This window comes from Pseudomonas sp. S3E17 (assembly GCF_024168685.1).
GTDB lineage: Bacteria > Pseudomonadota > Gammaproteobacteria > Pseudomonadales > Pseudomonadaceae > Aquipseudomonas > Aquipseudomonas marginalis.
Genome location: NZ_JALJWE010000001.1, coordinates 4525486 through 4539665 on the forward strand (window position 1 = coordinate 4525486; position 14180 = coordinate 4539665).

At 61.8% G+C, this 14180-nt stretch carries 15 protein-coding genes; 6 read left to right on the forward strand and 9 right to left on the reverse strand.

The genetic code is table 11. The features are described 5' to 3' along the window. Positions 1-35: 35 nt before the first annotated feature. Together J3D60_RS20480 and dadA are read right to left on the reverse strand one after the other, a co-directional pair. The gene (locus tag J3D60_RS20480; protein ID WP_253492613.1) at positions 36-389 is read right to left on the reverse strand and encodes a RidA family protein; all 354 of its coding nucleotides are present in this window, start codon (positions 387-389) and stop codon (positions 36-38) included. Next, positions 361-1662, reverse strand: coding sequence for a D-amino acid dehydrogenase (gene dadA, locus J3D60_RS20485; RefSeq protein WP_253492615.1), 1302 nt, complete (start codon positions 1660-1662; stop codon positions 361-363). The genes J3D60_RS20480 and dadA overlap by 29 nt, the downstream gene beginning before the upstream one ends. 156 nt (positions 1663-1818) lie before the next feature. On the opposite strand from dadA, the gene J3D60_RS20490 reads away from it, so the two are divergent. After that, a complete protein-coding gene (locus tag J3D60_RS20490) occupies positions 1819-2307 on the forward strand; it encodes an Lrp/AsnC ligand binding domain-containing protein (protein ID WP_003176896.1) in 489 nt (162 codons plus the stop codon). Here J3D60_RS20490 and J3D60_RS20495 read toward each other — a convergent pair. After that, the gene (locus J3D60_RS20495) at positions 2304-2657 is read right to left on the reverse strand and encodes a YkgJ family cysteine cluster protein (RefSeq protein WP_065926704.1); all 354 of its coding nucleotides are present in this window, start codon (positions 2655-2657) and stop codon (positions 2304-2306) included. The two genes, J3D60_RS20490 and J3D60_RS20495, sit on opposite strands and share 4 nt — an antisense overlap. A 115-nt stretch (positions 2658-2772) precedes the next feature. Here J3D60_RS20495 and J3D60_RS20500 point away from each other — a divergent pair, with 115 nt between their 5' ends. Further along, complete coding sequence (locus tag J3D60_RS20500) at positions 2773-4065, forward strand: FAD-binding oxidoreductase (protein ID WP_253492617.1); 1293 nt, start codon at positions 2773-2775, stop codon at positions 4063-4065. On the opposite strand, the gene J3D60_RS20505 is transcribed toward J3D60_RS20500, so the two are convergent. Continuing rightward, a complete protein-coding gene (locus J3D60_RS20505) occupies positions 4066-4290 on the reverse strand; it encodes a DUF1127 domain-containing protein (RefSeq protein ID WP_092488214.1) in 225 nt (74 codons plus the stop codon). Positions 4291-4455: 165 nt separating this feature from the next. Here J3D60_RS20505 and J3D60_RS20510 point away from each other — a divergent pair, with 165 nt between their 5' ends. Both J3D60_RS20510 and J3D60_RS20515 read left to right on the forward strand, forming a co-directional pair. Further along, positions 4456-5880 carry a PLP-dependent aminotransferase family protein gene (locus tag J3D60_RS20510; RefSeq protein ID WP_253492620.1) on the forward strand — a complete coding sequence of 475 codons (1425 nt, stop codon included), beginning with the start codon at positions 4456-4458 and terminating at the stop codon, positions 5878-5880. Between the two features lie 62 nt (positions 5881-5942). Further along, positions 5943-7508: a phospholipase D family protein gene (locus J3D60_RS20515; RefSeq protein ID WP_065937995.1), complete on the forward strand. Its 1566-nt coding sequence runs from the start codon at positions 5943-5945 to the stop codon at positions 7506-7508. A gap of 12 nt (positions 7509-7520) precedes the next feature. Here the strand turns inward: J3D60_RS20515 and J3D60_RS20520 are convergent, their stop codons facing one another. Together J3D60_RS20520 and J3D60_RS20525 are read right to left on the reverse strand one after the other, a co-directional pair. Then, the gene (locus J3D60_RS20520; protein WP_065937994.1) at positions 7521-8663 is read right to left on the reverse strand and encodes an MFS transporter; all 1143 of its coding nucleotides are present in this window, start codon (positions 8661-8663) and stop codon (positions 7521-7523) included. 148 nt (positions 8664-8811) lie between these two features. Further along, complete coding sequence (locus J3D60_RS20525; RefSeq protein WP_027608295.1) at positions 8812-10305, reverse strand: aldehyde dehydrogenase; 1494 nt, start codon at positions 10303-10305, stop codon at positions 8812-8814. A 230-nt stretch (positions 10306-10535) separates the two neighbouring features. Here J3D60_RS20525 and J3D60_RS20530 point away from each other — a divergent pair, with 230 nt between their 5' ends. Next, positions 10536-10898 (forward strand): cupin domain-containing protein, encoded by a 363-nt coding sequence (locus tag J3D60_RS20530; protein WP_027608294.1) that lies wholly within the window; start codon positions 10536-10538, stop codon positions 10896-10898. Between the two features lie 69 nt (positions 10899-10967). On the opposite strand, the gene rpmG is transcribed toward J3D60_RS20530, so the two are convergent. Together rpmG and rpmB are read right to left on the reverse strand one after the other, a co-directional pair. Further along, the gene (rpmG, locus tag J3D60_RS20535) at positions 10968-11123 is read right to left on the reverse strand and encodes a 50S ribosomal protein L33 (RefSeq protein ID WP_003176906.1); all 156 of its coding nucleotides are present in this window, start codon (positions 11121-11123) and stop codon (positions 10968-10970) included. Between the two features lie 11 nt (positions 11124-11134). Next, on the reverse strand, positions 11135-11368 hold the full coding sequence (rpmB, locus tag J3D60_RS20540) for a 50S ribosomal protein L28 (RefSeq protein ID WP_003176907.1): 234 nt from the start codon (positions 11366-11368) through the stop codon (positions 11135-11137). Positions 11369-11826: 458 nt separating this feature from the next. On the opposite strand from rpmB, the gene J3D60_RS20545 reads away from it, so the two are divergent. Then, on the forward strand, positions 11827-13419 hold the full coding sequence (locus J3D60_RS20545; RefSeq protein ID WP_253492622.1) for an ABC transporter substrate-binding protein: 1593 nt from the start codon (positions 11827-11829) through the stop codon (positions 13417-13419). Between the two features lie 43 nt (positions 13420-13462). Here the strand turns inward: J3D60_RS20545 and radC are convergent, their stop codons facing one another. Then, the gene (gene radC / locus J3D60_RS20550) at positions 13463-14137 is read right to left on the reverse strand and encodes a DNA repair protein RadC (protein ID WP_065937992.1); all 675 of its coding nucleotides are present in this window, start codon (positions 14135-14137) and stop codon (positions 13463-13465) included. Between the last annotated feature and the right edge of the window lie 43 nt (positions 14138-14180).

Here is a 14180-nt window from a genome sequence, read left to right on the forward strand (position 1 = left end):
ACCAACAGCGTCAGCACCGGGAGAGGGAGCGTTGTTTAAGGCAGCGCGGCCACGACGGACAGCTCTACCAGGATTTCCGGTTCGCACAGCTTGGCCTCAACCGTGGCGCGGGCCGGGGCGACGCCTTTGGGCAGCCACTTGTCCCACACCGCGTTCATGCCGGCGAAATCGGCGTCGATGTCTTTCAGGTAGACCGTCACCGACAACAGCTTGGTTTTGTCGGTGCCGGCCAGGTCCAGCAAACGCTCGATATTGGCCAGGGTTTCACGGGTCTGCTGTTCGATCCCGGCGTTCATGTCGTCACCGACTTGCCCGGCCAGATACACGGTACCGCTGTGAACGACGATCTGGCTCATGCGCTCATTGGTGAGCTGGCGCTGGATTGACATGTTTTGCGGACTCCTGGTGGTTGCCATAACGGGAAATATCGAGGCCTTCGGCGCTGATCTGCGGCGTTTTCTTCGCCATCAGGTCGGCCAGCAAGCGACCGGAGCCGCACGCCATGGTCCAACCGAGGGTGCCATGGCCGGTGTTGAGGAATAGGTTCTTGAACGGCGTGGCACCGACAATCGGCGTGCCGTCGGGTGTGGTCGGGCGCAGGCCGGTCCAGAACGTGGCTTCGGCCAGATCGCCGCCCTGAGGATAAAGGTCGTTGACGATCATCTCCAGGGTTTCACGCCGACGCGGGTTAAGCGACAGGTCAAAACCGGCTATTTCAGCCATGCCGCCGACACGGATGCGGTTGTCGAAACGGGTGATGGCGACCTTGTAGGTCTCGTCGAGAATGGTCGACGTCGGCGCCATCGCTGAGTTGGTAATCGGCACGGTCAGCGAGTAGCCCTTGAGCGGGTACACCGGCGCCTTGATCCCCAGCGGCTTGAGCAGCTTCGGCGAGTAGCTGCCGAGGGCCAGCACGTAGCGGTCGGCGGTTTCCAGCTTGCCGTCGATCCACACGCCGTTGACGCGCTCGCCGGCGTAGTCGAGACGCTGGATGTCCTGTTCGAAGCGAAACTCCACACCCAACTGCTTGCACATCTCGGCCAGGCGGGTGGTGAACATCTGGCAGTCGCCGGTCTGGTCGTTGGGCAGGCGCAGGGCACCGGCGAGGATATCGGTGACGCTGGCCAGGGCCGGTTCAACACGGGCAATACCGGCGCGGTCGAGCAGCTCGAACGGCACACCGGACTCTTTCAACACGGCGATGTCCTTGGCGGCACCATCCAACTGAGCCTGGGTACGGAACAACTGGGTAGTCCCGAGGCTGCGGCCTTCGTAGGCGATACCAGTTTCCGCACGTAATTCGTCGAGGCAGTCACGGCTGTACTCGGACAGGCGCACCATGCGCTCCTTGTTCACCGCATAACGGCTGGCGGTGCAGTTGCGCAGCATCTGCGCCATCCACAGGTACTGGTCAATATCCGCCGTGGCCTTGATCGCCAACGGCGCGTGGCGTTGCAGCAACCACTTGATGGCCTTGAGCGGCACGCCCGGCGCGGCCCATGGCGAAGCGTAGCCAGGGGACACCTGGCCGGCATTGGCGAAACTGGTTTCCATGGCAGCAGCCGGCTGACGGTCGACCACGACGACTTCAAAGCCGGCCCGCGCCAAATAGTAGGCACTGGTCACACCAATGACGCCGCTACCTAAGACCAGAACGCGCATTTTTATACCCTCATCGCGGGCTTGGCCGCTGACGTGTGTTATTCAAGCAATGATGGGCGCAGTATAAAAAGCAATCGCCAGTGCATTTCACTATATAAATGCCTATATTTGGCGACAATTCTCGGCAAAAACCCTTTTTACAGAGGCGTATCCCCTATGCGTACCAACACCCAGACCAAGCGGGAGCTGGACAAGATCGACCGCAACATCCTGCGCATCCTGCAAACCGATGGGCGAATTTCGTTCACCGAGCTGGGGGAAAAGGTCGGGCTGTCCACCACGCCGTGTACCGAGCGGGTGCGGCGGCTGGAGCGCGAGGGGATCATCATGGGCTACAACGCACGGCTCAACCCACAGCACTTGAAGGGAAGTTTGCTGGTATTTGTCGAGATCAGCCTCGATTACAAATCCGGCGACACCTTTGAAGAGTTCCGCCGCGCCGTGCTCAAACTGCCCCATGTGCTGGAGTGCCACCTGGTGTCGGGGGACTTCGACTACCTGGTGAAAGCGCGAATTTCCGAGATGGCCTCGTACCGCAAATTGCTCGGCGACATCCTGCTCAAGTTGCCCCATGTGCGGGAATCGAAGAGCTATATCGTGATGGAAGAGGTCAAGGAGAGCCTCAACTTGCCTATTCCCGATTAAACCAGCACCTGCCGGGTGCTCGCCATGTATTCATGGATCTGCTTTTCCACCCGTGGATGAATCAGCTCCACCGGCCCCCGCCCATTGGGGCATGGCAAGGTCTTCGTGGTACCGAACAGCCGACAGATCAGCGGCCGCTCGTCATACACGGTGCAGCCGTGGGGGCCCAGGTGCACACAGTTCAGCTCGTCCATTGCGGCGTCCTGCTCGGCAGCGGTCTTGCGTGGCAGGCGCGACATCTCTTCGGGCGAAGTGGTGACCGGCCCACAGCAGTCGTGGCAGCCGGGGACGCACTCGAACGAAGGAATCTGACGGCGCAGCGCGCTGATTTTCTGACTGTTGCAACTCATCGAAACAGGTACCGAACGGCGAATAGACCTGGATTCTGACGCAAAACGCCCTGCGCAGACAGCTTCGTCCGACCGCTGTATCCTGCGTCAAATTTTCCAAACAGGGATGCTCCCCATGACCGCCAGCGCCCGGCACACCGCTTCCTACTACGCCGCCAGCAGAGTACCGCAACCCGATTACCCAGCGCTGACGGGCGAAGTGAGCACCGAGGTGTGCGTGATCGGCGGCGGTTTCTCCGGGCTCAACACGGCCCTGGAGCTGGCGGAGCGCGGCTTCAGCGTGGTGCTGCTGGAGGCGCGCAAGATCGCCTGGGGCGCCAGCGGGCGCAATGGCGGTCAGTTGATTCGCGGCGTCGGTCATGGCCTGGAGCAGTTCACCAACGTAATCGGCACCGATGGCGTGCGCCAAATGAAGCTGATGGGCCTGGAAGCCGTGGAAATCGTGCGTGACCGCGTCGAACGCTACCAAATCCCCTGCGACCTGACCTGGGGCTACTGCGACCTGGCCAACAAGCCTCGCGACCTGCAAGGTCTGGCAGGAGATGCCGAAGAACTGCGCAGCCTGGGCTATCGCCACGAAGTGCGCCTGCTGCAAGCGAGCGACATGGGCAGCGTCATCGGCTCCGACCGCTATGTGGGCGGCATGATCGACATGGGTTCCGGCCACCTGCATCCATTGAACCTGGCTCTCGGCGAAGCCGCCGCCGCGCAGCAATGGGGTGTGCAGTTGTTCGAACAGTCGCAAGTTACGCGCATCGACTACGGCCCCGAGGTCAAGGTGCACACCGCCCAAGGCACTGTGCGCGCCAAGACCCTGGTACTGGCTTGCAATGCCTACCTCAATGGACTGAATCCGCAATTGAGCGGCAAGGTGCTGCCCGCCGGCAGCTACATCATCGCCACCGAGCCCTTGAGCCAGGCGCAAGCCGCCAACCTGCTACCGCAGAACATGGCGGTGTGTGACCAGCGCGTGACGGTGGATTACTTCCGGCTGTCCGCCGACCGCCGCCTCCTGTTTGGCGGCGCCTGCCACTACTCCGGACGCGACCCCAAGGACATCGGCGCCTACATGCGGCCAAAGATGCTGCAGGTGTTCCCCCAGCTGGCCGACGTGAAGATCGATTACCAATGGGGCGGCATGATCGGCATCGGCGCCAACCGCCTGCCGCAGATCGGCCGCCTGGCGGACCAGCCCAATGTGTATTACGCCCAGGCCTACGCAGGCCACGGCCTCAACGCCACGCACCTGGCGGGCAAGCTGCTGGCCGAAGCCATCAGTGGCCAGCAGCAGGGACGTTTTGACCTGTTCTCCCAGGTGCCGCACATCACCTTCCCCGGCGGCAAGCACCTGCGCTCGCCGCTGCTGGCCTTGGGAATGCTCTGGCACCGCCTCAAAGAGCTGGTCTGATCAATCGCGCCAGAAGGGTTTCAAGCCTTCCTGGCGGGCCTGCTCTGCGCTCAACCCCACGTCGCGCAATTGCTCGCCGGTCAAGTGCAGCAAGGCCTTGCGCGTATGGCGGCGGTGCCAGAACAGGCTCCAGCGGCTGATCTCGCGCGGCGACGTCGCCCGCTCCTGCCCAGCCTGCAATTCCTGACTGTGTAACGTCAGCCGCACATCACTCATGCCGTTCATTTTGCTGCCCCTCATTTGCTTGTTGCCATGAGTGACCAGAATGGGCGAGCTGGCAAAACCATTACAGATTCAACCAACCTTTATTAAATCCATACAGACACTGCCTTTAGGCCGCTGAATCCTGTATTTTCCCCTTATCTGTACTGGTCACCTGGAGCGACCGACATGACGCTTTACGTCAACCTCGCCGAATTGCTGGGCACGCGCATCGAACAGGGGTTCTATCGCCCTGGCGATCGACTCCCCTCCGTACGCGCCTTGAGCGTGGAGCACGGGGTCAGCCTGAGCACCGTGCAGCAGGCGTATCGATTGCTGGAAGACAACGGCCTGGCGATGCCCAAGCCCAAGTCCGGCTACTTTGTACCGGTAGGTCGGGAGTTGCCGGCACTGCCGGAGGTCGGCCGCCCGGCCCAGCGTCCGGTGGAAATCTCGCAGTGGGACCAGGTGCTGGAATTGATTCGCGCAGTCCCGCGCAAAGACGTCATACAGATGGGTCGCGGCATGCCGGATGTATTGTCGCCCACCCTCAAGCCCCTGCTGCGCAGCCTGGCTCGCGTCAGCCGGCGCCAGGATCGGCCCGGACTGTATTACGACAGTATCCTCGGCTGTATGGAACTGCGCGAGCAAATCGCCCGGCTGTCATTGGATTCCGGCTGCCAACTGACGGCCGAGGACATCGTGATTACCACCGGCTGCCACGAGGCGCTGTCCGCCAGCATCCACGCCATCTGCGAGCCGGGCGATATCGTCGCGGTGGACTCGCCCAGCTTCCACGGGGCCATGCAGACCCTCAAGGGCCTGGGCATGAAAGCCCTGGAAATCCCCACCGACCCGATCACCGGCATCAGCCTCGAAGCCCTGGAACTGGCACTGGAACAGTGGCCGATCAAGGTCATCCAGCTGACCCCCAACTGCAATAACCCCCTGGGCTACATCATGCCGGAAGCGCGCAAACGCGCATTGCTGACCCTGGCCCAGCGCTTTGACGTGGCGATCATCGAAGACGATGTGTATGGCGAACTGGCCTACAGCTACCCACGCCCGCGCACCATCAAATCCTTCGACGAAGACGGCCGGGTGCTGCTGTGCAGTTCGTTCTCCAAGACCCTGGCGCCAGGCCTGCGCATTGGCTGGGTGGCTCCGGGCCGGTACCTGGAGCGGGTGCTGCACATGAAGTACATCAGCACCGGCTCCACCGCCACGCAGCCGCAGATCGCAATTGCCGAGTTTCTCAAAGGGGGTCATTTCGAACCGCATTTGCGACGGATGCGCACACAATATCAGCGTAATCGCGACCTGATGCTCGACTGGGTCAGCCGCTACTTCCCGGCCGGCACCCGTGCCAGCCGCCCACAAGGCAGCTTCATGCTGTGGATAGAACTGCCGGAAGGTTTCGACACCCTCAAGCTCAACCGCGCACTGGTTGAACAAGGCGTACAGGTGGCTGTGGGAAGCATCTTTTCCGCGTCGGGCAAGTACCGTAACTGCCTGCGCATGAACTACGCTGCCAAGCCCACCCCACAGATTGAAGAGGCCGTGCGCAAAGTCGGCGCTGCCGCGATCAAGATGCTGGCCGAAACGGTGGACTGACCTTTCGCGAGAAATCGCCGTCATATGTCGACAACCGCCCTGACCTGGACACGACTCCCTTGATGATTCGACGGCTTTTACCGTTTTTCCTGCTGGGAGCCCTGGCCCTGAGCGGCTGCGCCACGGTGAGTACCCCGCGCATACCCAGCGACGCCCTGCCGGCCGCCCAATCGTCGTTCGGCCGCTCGATCCAGGCCCAGGCCGCGCCTTACCAGGGCCGTTCAGGTTTTCGCCTGCTGCCCAACAGCAGCGAAGCCTTCATGGCCCGCGCCGAGCTGATCCGCAATGCCCAGACCAGCCTTGACCTGCAGTACTACATCGTCCACGACGGCATCAGCACGCGGATGCTGGTGGATGAACTGCTCAAGGCCGCCGACCGTGGCGTGCGCGTGCGCATCCTGCTGGATGACACCACCAGCGACGGCCTCGACCAGATCATCGCCACCCTCGCCGCCCACCCCAAGATCGAGATTCGCCTGTTCAACCCCCTGCACCTGGGACGCAGCACCGGTGTGACGCGAGCCATGGGCCGCCTGTTCAACCTGTCCCTGCAACACCGGCGCATGCACAACAAGCTGTGGCTGGCGGACAACAGCGTGGCCATCGTCGGTGGGCGCAACCTGGGGGATGAGTATTTCGACGCCGAGCCCAACCTGAACTTCACCGATATCGACATGCTCAGCGTCGGGCCGGTGGCCGAGCAACTCGGGCACAGTTTCGATCAGTACTGGAACAGCGCCCTGAGCAAACCCATTGATGATTTTGTCTCCAATATGCCCTCCAAAGGTGACTTGGCCGCCGCGCGCCTGGGCCTGGAGGCGTCGCTGGCCGAGTCGCGCCAGCAGAAGCACGCGTTGTATGCACGCCTGCGCACCTATCAGACCCAGCCGCGCATGGACATCTGGCGCCGCGAACTGATCTGGGCCTGGAACCAGGCGCTGTGGGACGCACCCAGCAAGGTGCTGTCCAAGGCCGACCCGGACCCGCACCTGCTGCTGACCACGCAACTGGCCCCGGAACTGGAAGGCGTCAACCATGAACTGATGATGATCTCGGCGTACTTCGTGCCGGGACAGCCCGGCCTGGTGTACCTGACGGGGCGCGCCGACGCGGGCGTATCGGTGAGCTTGTTGACCAACTCCCTTGAAGCCACCGACGTGCCTGCCGTACATGGCGGCTACGCACCGTACCGCAAGGCGTTGCTGGAGCACGGGGTAAAACTCTACGAGCTGCGCCGCCAACCGGGTGACGACGGCGGCAGCGGCCCGCACCTGTTTCGTCGAGGCACGTTCCGCGGCTCGGACTCGAGCCTGCACAGTAAGGCGATGATCTTTGATCGGCAAAAATCGTTTGTCGGCTCTTTCAATTTCGACCCGCGCTCCGTGCTGTGGAACACCGAGGTCGGCGTGCTGGTGGACAGCCCCGAACTGGCGGAACACGTGCGCAATCTCGCCCTGCAAGGCATGGCGCCGGCCCTGAGCTACGAGGCGAAACTGCAGGACGGCAACGTGGTATGGGTGACCGAGGACAACGGCCAACTGCACACCCTGACCCGTGAGCCGGGCAGTTGGTGGCGACGGTTCAATGCCTGGTTCGCCACCTCGGTCGGCCTGGAGCGCATGCTCTAGGAACAGCGCGGATCAAGCGGGCTGAGCAGCACCGAATGCGCCTTGGCGCAGCAACAGCACCACCAAACCCAAGGCCCCGGCCGCCATCAGCCACGGCAGCGCGTGCCCGCTGATCCATTGGCTGCCGGCGCCGGCCACAAGCGGGCCGATCAGGCAACCGATGCCCCATAACTGCGCGATGTGGGCATTGGCACGCACCAGCGCATCGTCACGATAACGCTCGCCGATCAGAATCAGCGACAACGTGAACAACCCGCCGGCACTGGCGCCGAACAGCACCCATATTGGCCAGATCAGCAGCGTGTGCATCAGCAACGGAATCGCCAGGCTCGATGCCAGCAACAGCAGTGCGCAACTCAAAAACAGCGTGCGTCGTGGCAGATAATCCGCCAGCGCACCGATGGGCAGTTGCAGCAGCGCGTCACCGACCACCACCGTGCTGACCATCGCCAGGGCAATTTCGGCAGTGAATCCCTGTTGCAGGCAATACACCGGCAGCAGCGTCAGGATCATCGCCTCAAACGCGGCGAACAGCGCCACCGCCCAGGCAATCGCCGGCAGGCTCAGGCAGAAGCGCCACAGGTCTGCGAAGGTCACGCTGAACGATTCGGCACTGGGCGCACCAGAGCGACCCAGCAATGCCAGCGGAGCCACCACCAGCAGGCCAACGCCAACCCAGAAACCATAGTCATGGTCGGTACCGATCAGGCCCAGCAGCAACGGGCCCGAGAGCTGGCTCAAGGCATAACTGCAGCCATACAGCGCCACCAGCCGGCCACGCCACTGCTCCACCACCAACTGGTTGATCCAGCTTTCACCGAGGATAAACACGATGGTCAGGATCACCCCGATCATCAGGCGCAACGCCAGCCATATCGGGTAGCTGGGCAGAATGGCCAGCAAACCGATGGATACCGCGCCAGCCCACAGGCACAGACGCATGAGATTCGCGGTGCCGAGCCAGGCGGCCAGGCGGCTGGAGACCTTGGCGCCAAGCAATACGCCAAAGGCCGGCATGGCGGCCATTACGCCAATCGCGAAACTGCCGTAGCCCCAGCCCTCCAGGCGCAGGGAGACCAGCGGCATGCTGACGCCGAGGGCCAGGCCGACACTGAGCACCGAGGCCAGGACGGCGAAATAGGTCGCCCAACGCATTGCCACGCTCCTGTGGATAATCATGGGTTCACACAAAACAGTGTGGGAGGGGGCTTGCTCCCGATTGCGGTGGATCATTGAGCACTGTTAGTGCCTGACACACTGCTATCGGGGGCAAGCCCCCTCCCACATTTGCCTGCGGTGTTGCTTAGAGCTTGATCCAGGTCGCCTTCAGCTCGGTGTACTTGTCGAACGCATGCAGCGACTTGTCGCGACCATTACCCGACTGCTTGAAGCCGCCAAACGGTGCGGTCATGTCGCCGCCGTCGTATTGGTTGACCCACACGCTGCCGGCACGCAGGGCCTTGGCGGTGAGGTGCGCCTTGGAAATGTCCGATGTCCACACCGCAGCGGCGAGGCCGTATTGGGTGTCGTTGGCGATCTTGATCGCTTCTTCGGCGCCGTCAAAGGTAATCACCGACAGCACCGGGCCGAAGATCTCTTCCTGGGCGATTCTCATGGCGTTGGTTACACCGTCGAAAATCGTCGGCTCGACGTAGGTGCCGCCCGTCTCTTCCAGGATGCGCTTGCCACCCGCCACCAACTTGGCGCCGTCAGTGTGGCCGGCTTCGATGTACGACAGCACGGTGTTCATCTGCTGGGTGTCCACCAGGGCTCCGACGTTGGTCGCCGGATCCAGCGGGTTGCCGGGCTTCCAGCCCTTGAGGGCCTCGATCACCAGCGGCAGGAAGGTGTCCTTGATCGAACGTTCCACCAGCAGGCGCGAACCGGCAGTGCAGACTTCACCCTGGTTGAAGGCGATGGCGCTGGCAGCGGATTCGGCGGCGGCTTGCAGGTTCGGAGCATCGGCAAAAACGATGTTCGGGCTCTTGCCGCCGGCCTCCAGCCAGACGCGCTTCATGTTCGACTCACCGGAGCGAATCAACAGTTGCTTGGCGATCTTGGTCGAACCGGTGAACACCAGTGTGTCGACGTCCATGTGCAGCGCCAGCGCATTGCCGACGGTGTGGCCGTAGCCCGGCAGCACGTTGAACACGCCTTTCGGAATACCGGCTTCAACGGCCAGGGCCGCGATGCGGATGGCGGTGAGTGGGGATTTTTCGGACGGCTTGAGGATAACCGAGTTACCGGTGGACAGCGCCGGGCCGAGTTTCCAGCAGGCCATCATCAGCGGGAAGTTCCACGGCACGATGGCACCCACCACGCCGACCGGCTCGCGGGTCACCAGACCCAACTGATCGTGGGGGGTGGCAGCGACTTCGTCGTAGATCTTGTCGATTGCCTCGCCGCTCCAGCTCAGGGCATTTGCCGCGCCGGGTACGTCAATGTTCAGGGAGTCACTGATCGGCTTGCCCATATCCAGGGTTTCGAGCAGCGCCAGTTCTTCGGCATTGGCCTTGAGCAGCGCGGCGAAACGGATCATGGTGGCTTTGCGTTTGGCCGGCGCCAGGCGCGACCAGACACCGGAATTGAAGGTGGCGCGGGCATTTTCTACGGCGCGCTGGGCGTCGGCGGCGTCACAACTGGCTACGCTGGTGAGCAGGCGGCCATCGACCGGGCTGATGCATTCGAAGGTGTCGCCGGAAACAGCAGCGGTGTATTCGCCATTGATGTAGGCGCGGCCTTCGATCTTCAGGTCCTTGGCGCGTTGTTCCCAGTCGGCACGGGTCAGGGTGGTCATGCGAGTGTCCTCCTCTTATTGAATACAAGGGCCAGGCGATGTCCCCCGGCAGCCTCAAAGAATGCTTGCCCGCCAGCCAGCTGTTCGGCTCAAAGGCAGCTGCCACCCTAAACCAGCGGCCAGGGATGTTTCAATATATTTGACATAACCGCGGTAAACGCCCTTGCGATGTTCATTTTAATAAACATAGACTTTGGGCTCTCCAACCGCAGGCCAGACGGGACACGCACATGAGCATCCAGGACATCGTCGACTTCAGCCAGGCCAACACCGCCCCAGACCGCTACCGCCCTGCCGCGGAAAAAATCCTCAAGGGCGATCCCGAACAAACGGTGTACAACCATTACAACAGCCCGTGCGGCCAGATGAACGCCGGGGTCTGGGAAGGTGAGGTCGGGCAGTGGCAGGTCAACTACAGCGAGCATGAGTATTGCGAGATCGTGCAAGGCGTCTCTGTATTGCGCGACGCCGAGGGCAATGCGAAGACCTTGCGTGCCGGCGACCGCTTCGTGATCCCCGCCGGCTTCAGCGGCACCTGGGAAGTGCTGGAGCCGTGCCGCAAGATCTATGTGGTGTTCGAGCAGAAGGCCTGATCAACAAACGCCAGGCAAAAAAAAGCCCGTATCGTGAGATACGGGCTTTTTCACAAGGAGGAAAATCAATTACTTGATTTTGCCTTCTTTGTAGATCACGTGCTTGCGAACGCGCGGGTCGAACATTTTCTTTTCGAGCTTGTCCGGGGTAGTACGCTTGTTCTTGTCGGTAGTGTAGAAGTGACCAGTACCGGCGCTAGAGATCATTCGAATCAATTCACGCATGATAGAGCTCCTTAGATCTTGCCAGCGGCGCGGATTTCGGCCAGCACGACAGTGATGCCACGCTTGTCGATAATACGCATGCCTTTGGCAGATACACGCAGGCGAACAAAACGTTTCTCTTCTTCAACCCAGAAGCGGTGATGCTGCAGGTTCGGCAGGAAACGACGACGGGTTTTGTTATTTGCGTGGGAAATGTTATTCCCAGTCACCGGACCCTTACCGGTAACTTGACAGACTCTCGACATGCCTCAGCCCTCTAAAACCACATGCCCAACCCGGCATGGGTTGGCCGCTTAATCTCTCAGTCATTTGGCGCCAGGCGCCGCGTTTCTTTAGGGTCTTACCGGCTACACCTACAAGCGAAGGAACCGGGCCCCTAGAAAAGAGCGCTGCTTTATACCAGAAAGACCCATGTGCAACAACAGCCCGTGTATTTTTACCGGCGTAAATCTTGGCGACAGACGCCCGAACCGTTGCCAGGAGGGGCCGCTGTAACAGCCGACCGCTCGTCGCACAGAATGATTTACAGCGCTCGCGTGCGCAGTAAAGCGCACAGCGAAACGCGCTGGGGTGCCATCAAAACAGCATTTGAGGCAAAAGCACAGGCAAAAATGGGCTAGTCATTTATCAACCAGACCACTACGGTAGGGCTTTTCCAGACTGCACTCGCAGATGGGCCTTCGATCTGCAAAGGAAACCGAACATGCGCCTCGCTGCCCTACCGCTATTGCTAGCCCCTCTATTTATCGCGCCGCTGGCCTCTGCCGCCAGCAACTTGAGCGTCTGCACCGAGGCCAGCCCCGAAGGGTTCGATGTGGTGCAATACAACTCGCTGACCACCACCAACGCCTCGGCCGATGTGCTGATGAACCGCCTGGTGGACTACGACGCGGCCAGCGGCAAACTGGTGCCCAGCCTGGCGGACAGCTGGGACGTCTCGCCGGATGGCCTGACCTATACCTTCAAGCTGCACCCGGACGTGAAATTCCATCGCACCGAGTATTTCACCCCAAGCCGCACCCTGACCGCCGAAGACGTGCGCTTCAGCTTCGAACGCATGCTCGACCCGGCCAATCCGTGGCACAAGATCGCCCAGAGCGGCTTCCCCCACGCCCAGTCCCTGCAATTGCCAACGCTGGTCAAGAAGATCGATGCCCTCGACCCGCTGACCGTGCGCTTTACCCTGGATCACGCCGACTCCACCTTCCTCGCGGCCCTGAGCATGGGCTTTGCCTCGATCTACCCGGCGGAATACGCCGACAAACTGCTCAAGGCCGGCACGCCGGAGAAGCTCAACAGCCAGCCGATCGGCACCGGGCCGTTCATCTTCAGCCGTTTCCAGAAAGATGCCGTGGTGCGCTACAAGGCCAACCCGGACTATTTCGCCGGCAAACCGGCTGTGGATAACTTGATCTTCGCCATTACCCCGGACGCCAACGTGCGCCTGCAGAAACTGCACCGCAACGAATGCCAGATCGCCCTGTCGCCCAAGCCCCTGGATGTGGGCGAGGCCGAAAAGGACCCCGCACTCAAGGTAGAAAAAACCGCAGCGTTCATGACCGCGTTCGTGGCCATCAACAGCCAGCACCCGCCGCTGGACAAGCCCGAGGTGCGCCAGGCCATCAACCTGGCCTTCGATAAGGGCAGCTACCTCAAGGCGGTGTTTGAAGGCACCGCCGAAGCCGCCAACGGCCCGTATCCGCCCAATACCTGGAGCTACGCCAAAGACTTGCCGGGTTATCCACAGGACCTCGCCAAGGCCAAGGCCTTGCTGGACCGTGCCGGCCTTAAGGACGGCTTCAAGACCACCCTCTGGACGCGCCCCACCGGCAGCCTGCTGAACCCTAACCCGAACCTCGGCGCGCAACTGCTGCAGGCGGACCTGGCCAAGGTGGGCATCCAGGCTGAGATCCGCGTGATCGAATGGGGCGAGCTGATTCGCCGCGCCAAAGCGGGTGAACACGACCTGCTGTTCATGGGCTGGGCCGGCGACAACGGCGACCCGGATAACTTCCTGACCCCACAGTTTTCCTGTGCAGCGGTTAAATCCGGCACCAACTTCGCCCGCTATTGCGATCCGGCGCTGGACAAGCTGATCAGCGCCGGCAAGACCACCAGCGAACAAGGTGTACGCAGCAAGCTGTACCAGCAGGCCCAGGCGCAGATCCAACAACAGGCGCTGTGGTTGCCGCTGGCGCACCCGACGGCGTTCGCCCTGGCGCGCAAGAACGTCGAGGGCTACCAGGTGAGCCCGTTCGGGCGCCAGGATTTCTCGAAGGTCAGCGTCAGGCCCTAAGCTGCAAGCTGCAAGCCTGCTTGAGACTTGCAGCTGTTCCGTCCTACATCCACCCATATTCCGCCATCGACAACGGATCACCGTCCCCCACGATGATGTGATCCAGTACCCGCACATCCACCACTTCCAGGGCCTTTTGCAGCAGCTTGGTCAATTTTCGATCAGCCGCGCTGGGCTCCGCGATCCCGGAAGGATGGTTGTGACACAAAATCAACGCCGCCGCGTTATAGGCCAGGGCGCGCTTGACCACTTGCCGCGGGTAGACCACGGCAGCGTCGATGGTCCCCTCGGACAACACTTCGAACCCCAGCACCCGATGCTTTGAATCGAGAAACAGGCAGCCGAAAACTTCATGGGGCTCATGGCGCAACAGCGACTTGAGGTAATTGCGCACGGCCACCGGGCTTTCCAGCACCGAATCGCTGCGCAGGCGCTCGGCCAGGTGGCGTCGGGACATTTCCAGCACCGCCTGCAACTGAGCAAACTTCGCCGGTCCCAAGCCCAATTGCTGGCTGAACACCGCCTGGCTGGCTTCCAGCAGCGGGCGCAAACCGCCAAATTGCGCCAGCAGATGGCGCGCCAGGTCCACCGCGCTCCTGCCGGTTACGCCGGTGCGCAGGAAGATCGCCAGCAATTCAGCATCGGACAGACTCGACGCCCCCCACTCCAAAAGCTTCTCTCGCGGCCGCTCTGCCGCCGGCCAATCACGAATACTCATTCCACCTCCCTGTGCATGTGCGCCGCTGTTGCGGGGCGGGCGC

Bases quoted from the DNA above. Each gene is read 5' to 3' on its own strand.
- J3D60_RS20480 (WP_253492613.1), bottom strand. From the start codon at position 389: ATGTCAATCCAGCGCCAGCTCACCAATGAGCGCATGAGCCAGATCGTC.
- dadA (WP_253492615.1), bottom strand. From the start codon at position 1,662: ATGCGCGTTCTGGTCTTAGGTAGCGGCGTCATTGGTGTGACCAGTGCC.
- J3D60_RS20490 (WP_003176896.1), top strand. From the start codon at position 1,819: ATGCGTACCAACACCCAGACCAAGCGGGAGCTGGACAAGATCGACCGC.
- J3D60_RS20495 (WP_065926704.1), bottom strand. From the start codon at position 2,657: ATGAGTTGCAACAGTCAGAAAATCAGCGCGCTGCGCCGTCAGATTCCT.
- J3D60_RS20500 (WP_253492617.1), top strand. From the start codon at position 2,773: ATGACCGCCAGCGCCCGGCACACCGCTTCCTACTACGCCGCCAGCAGA.
- J3D60_RS20505 (WP_092488214.1), bottom strand. From the start codon at position 4,290: ATGAACGGCATGAGTGATGTGCGGCTGACGTTACACAGTCAGGAATTG.
- J3D60_RS20510 (WP_253492620.1), top strand. From the start codon at position 4,456: ATGACGCTTTACGTCAACCTCGCCGAATTGCTGGGCACGCGCATCGAA.
- J3D60_RS20515 (WP_065937995.1), top strand. From the start codon at position 5,943: ATGATTCGACGGCTTTTACCGTTTTTCCTGCTGGGAGCCCTGGCCCTG.
- J3D60_RS20520 (WP_065937994.1), bottom strand. From the start codon at position 8,663: ATGCGTTGGGCGACCTATTTCGCCGTCCTGGCCTCGGTGCTCAGTGTC.
- J3D60_RS20525 (WP_027608295.1), bottom strand. From the start codon at position 10,305: ATGACCACCCTGACCCGTGCCGACTGGGAACAACGCGCCAAGGACCTG.
- J3D60_RS20530 (WP_027608294.1), top strand. From the start codon at position 10,536: ATGAGCATCCAGGACATCGTCGACTTCAGCCAGGCCAACACCGCCCCA.
- rpmG (WP_003176906.1), bottom strand. From the start codon at position 11,123: ATGCGTGAATTGATTCGAATGATCTCTAGCGCCGGTACTGGTCACTTC.
- rpmB (WP_003176907.1), bottom strand. From the start codon at position 11,368: ATGTCGAGAGTCTGTCAAGTTACCGGTAAGGGTCCGGTGACTGGGAAT.
- J3D60_RS20545 (WP_253492622.1), top strand. From the start codon at position 11,827: ATGCGCCTCGCTGCCCTACCGCTATTGCTAGCCCCTCTATTTATCGCG.
- radC (WP_065937992.1), bottom strand. From the start codon at position 14,137: ATGAGTATTCGTGATTGGCCGGCGGCAGAGCGGCCGCGAGAGAAGCTT.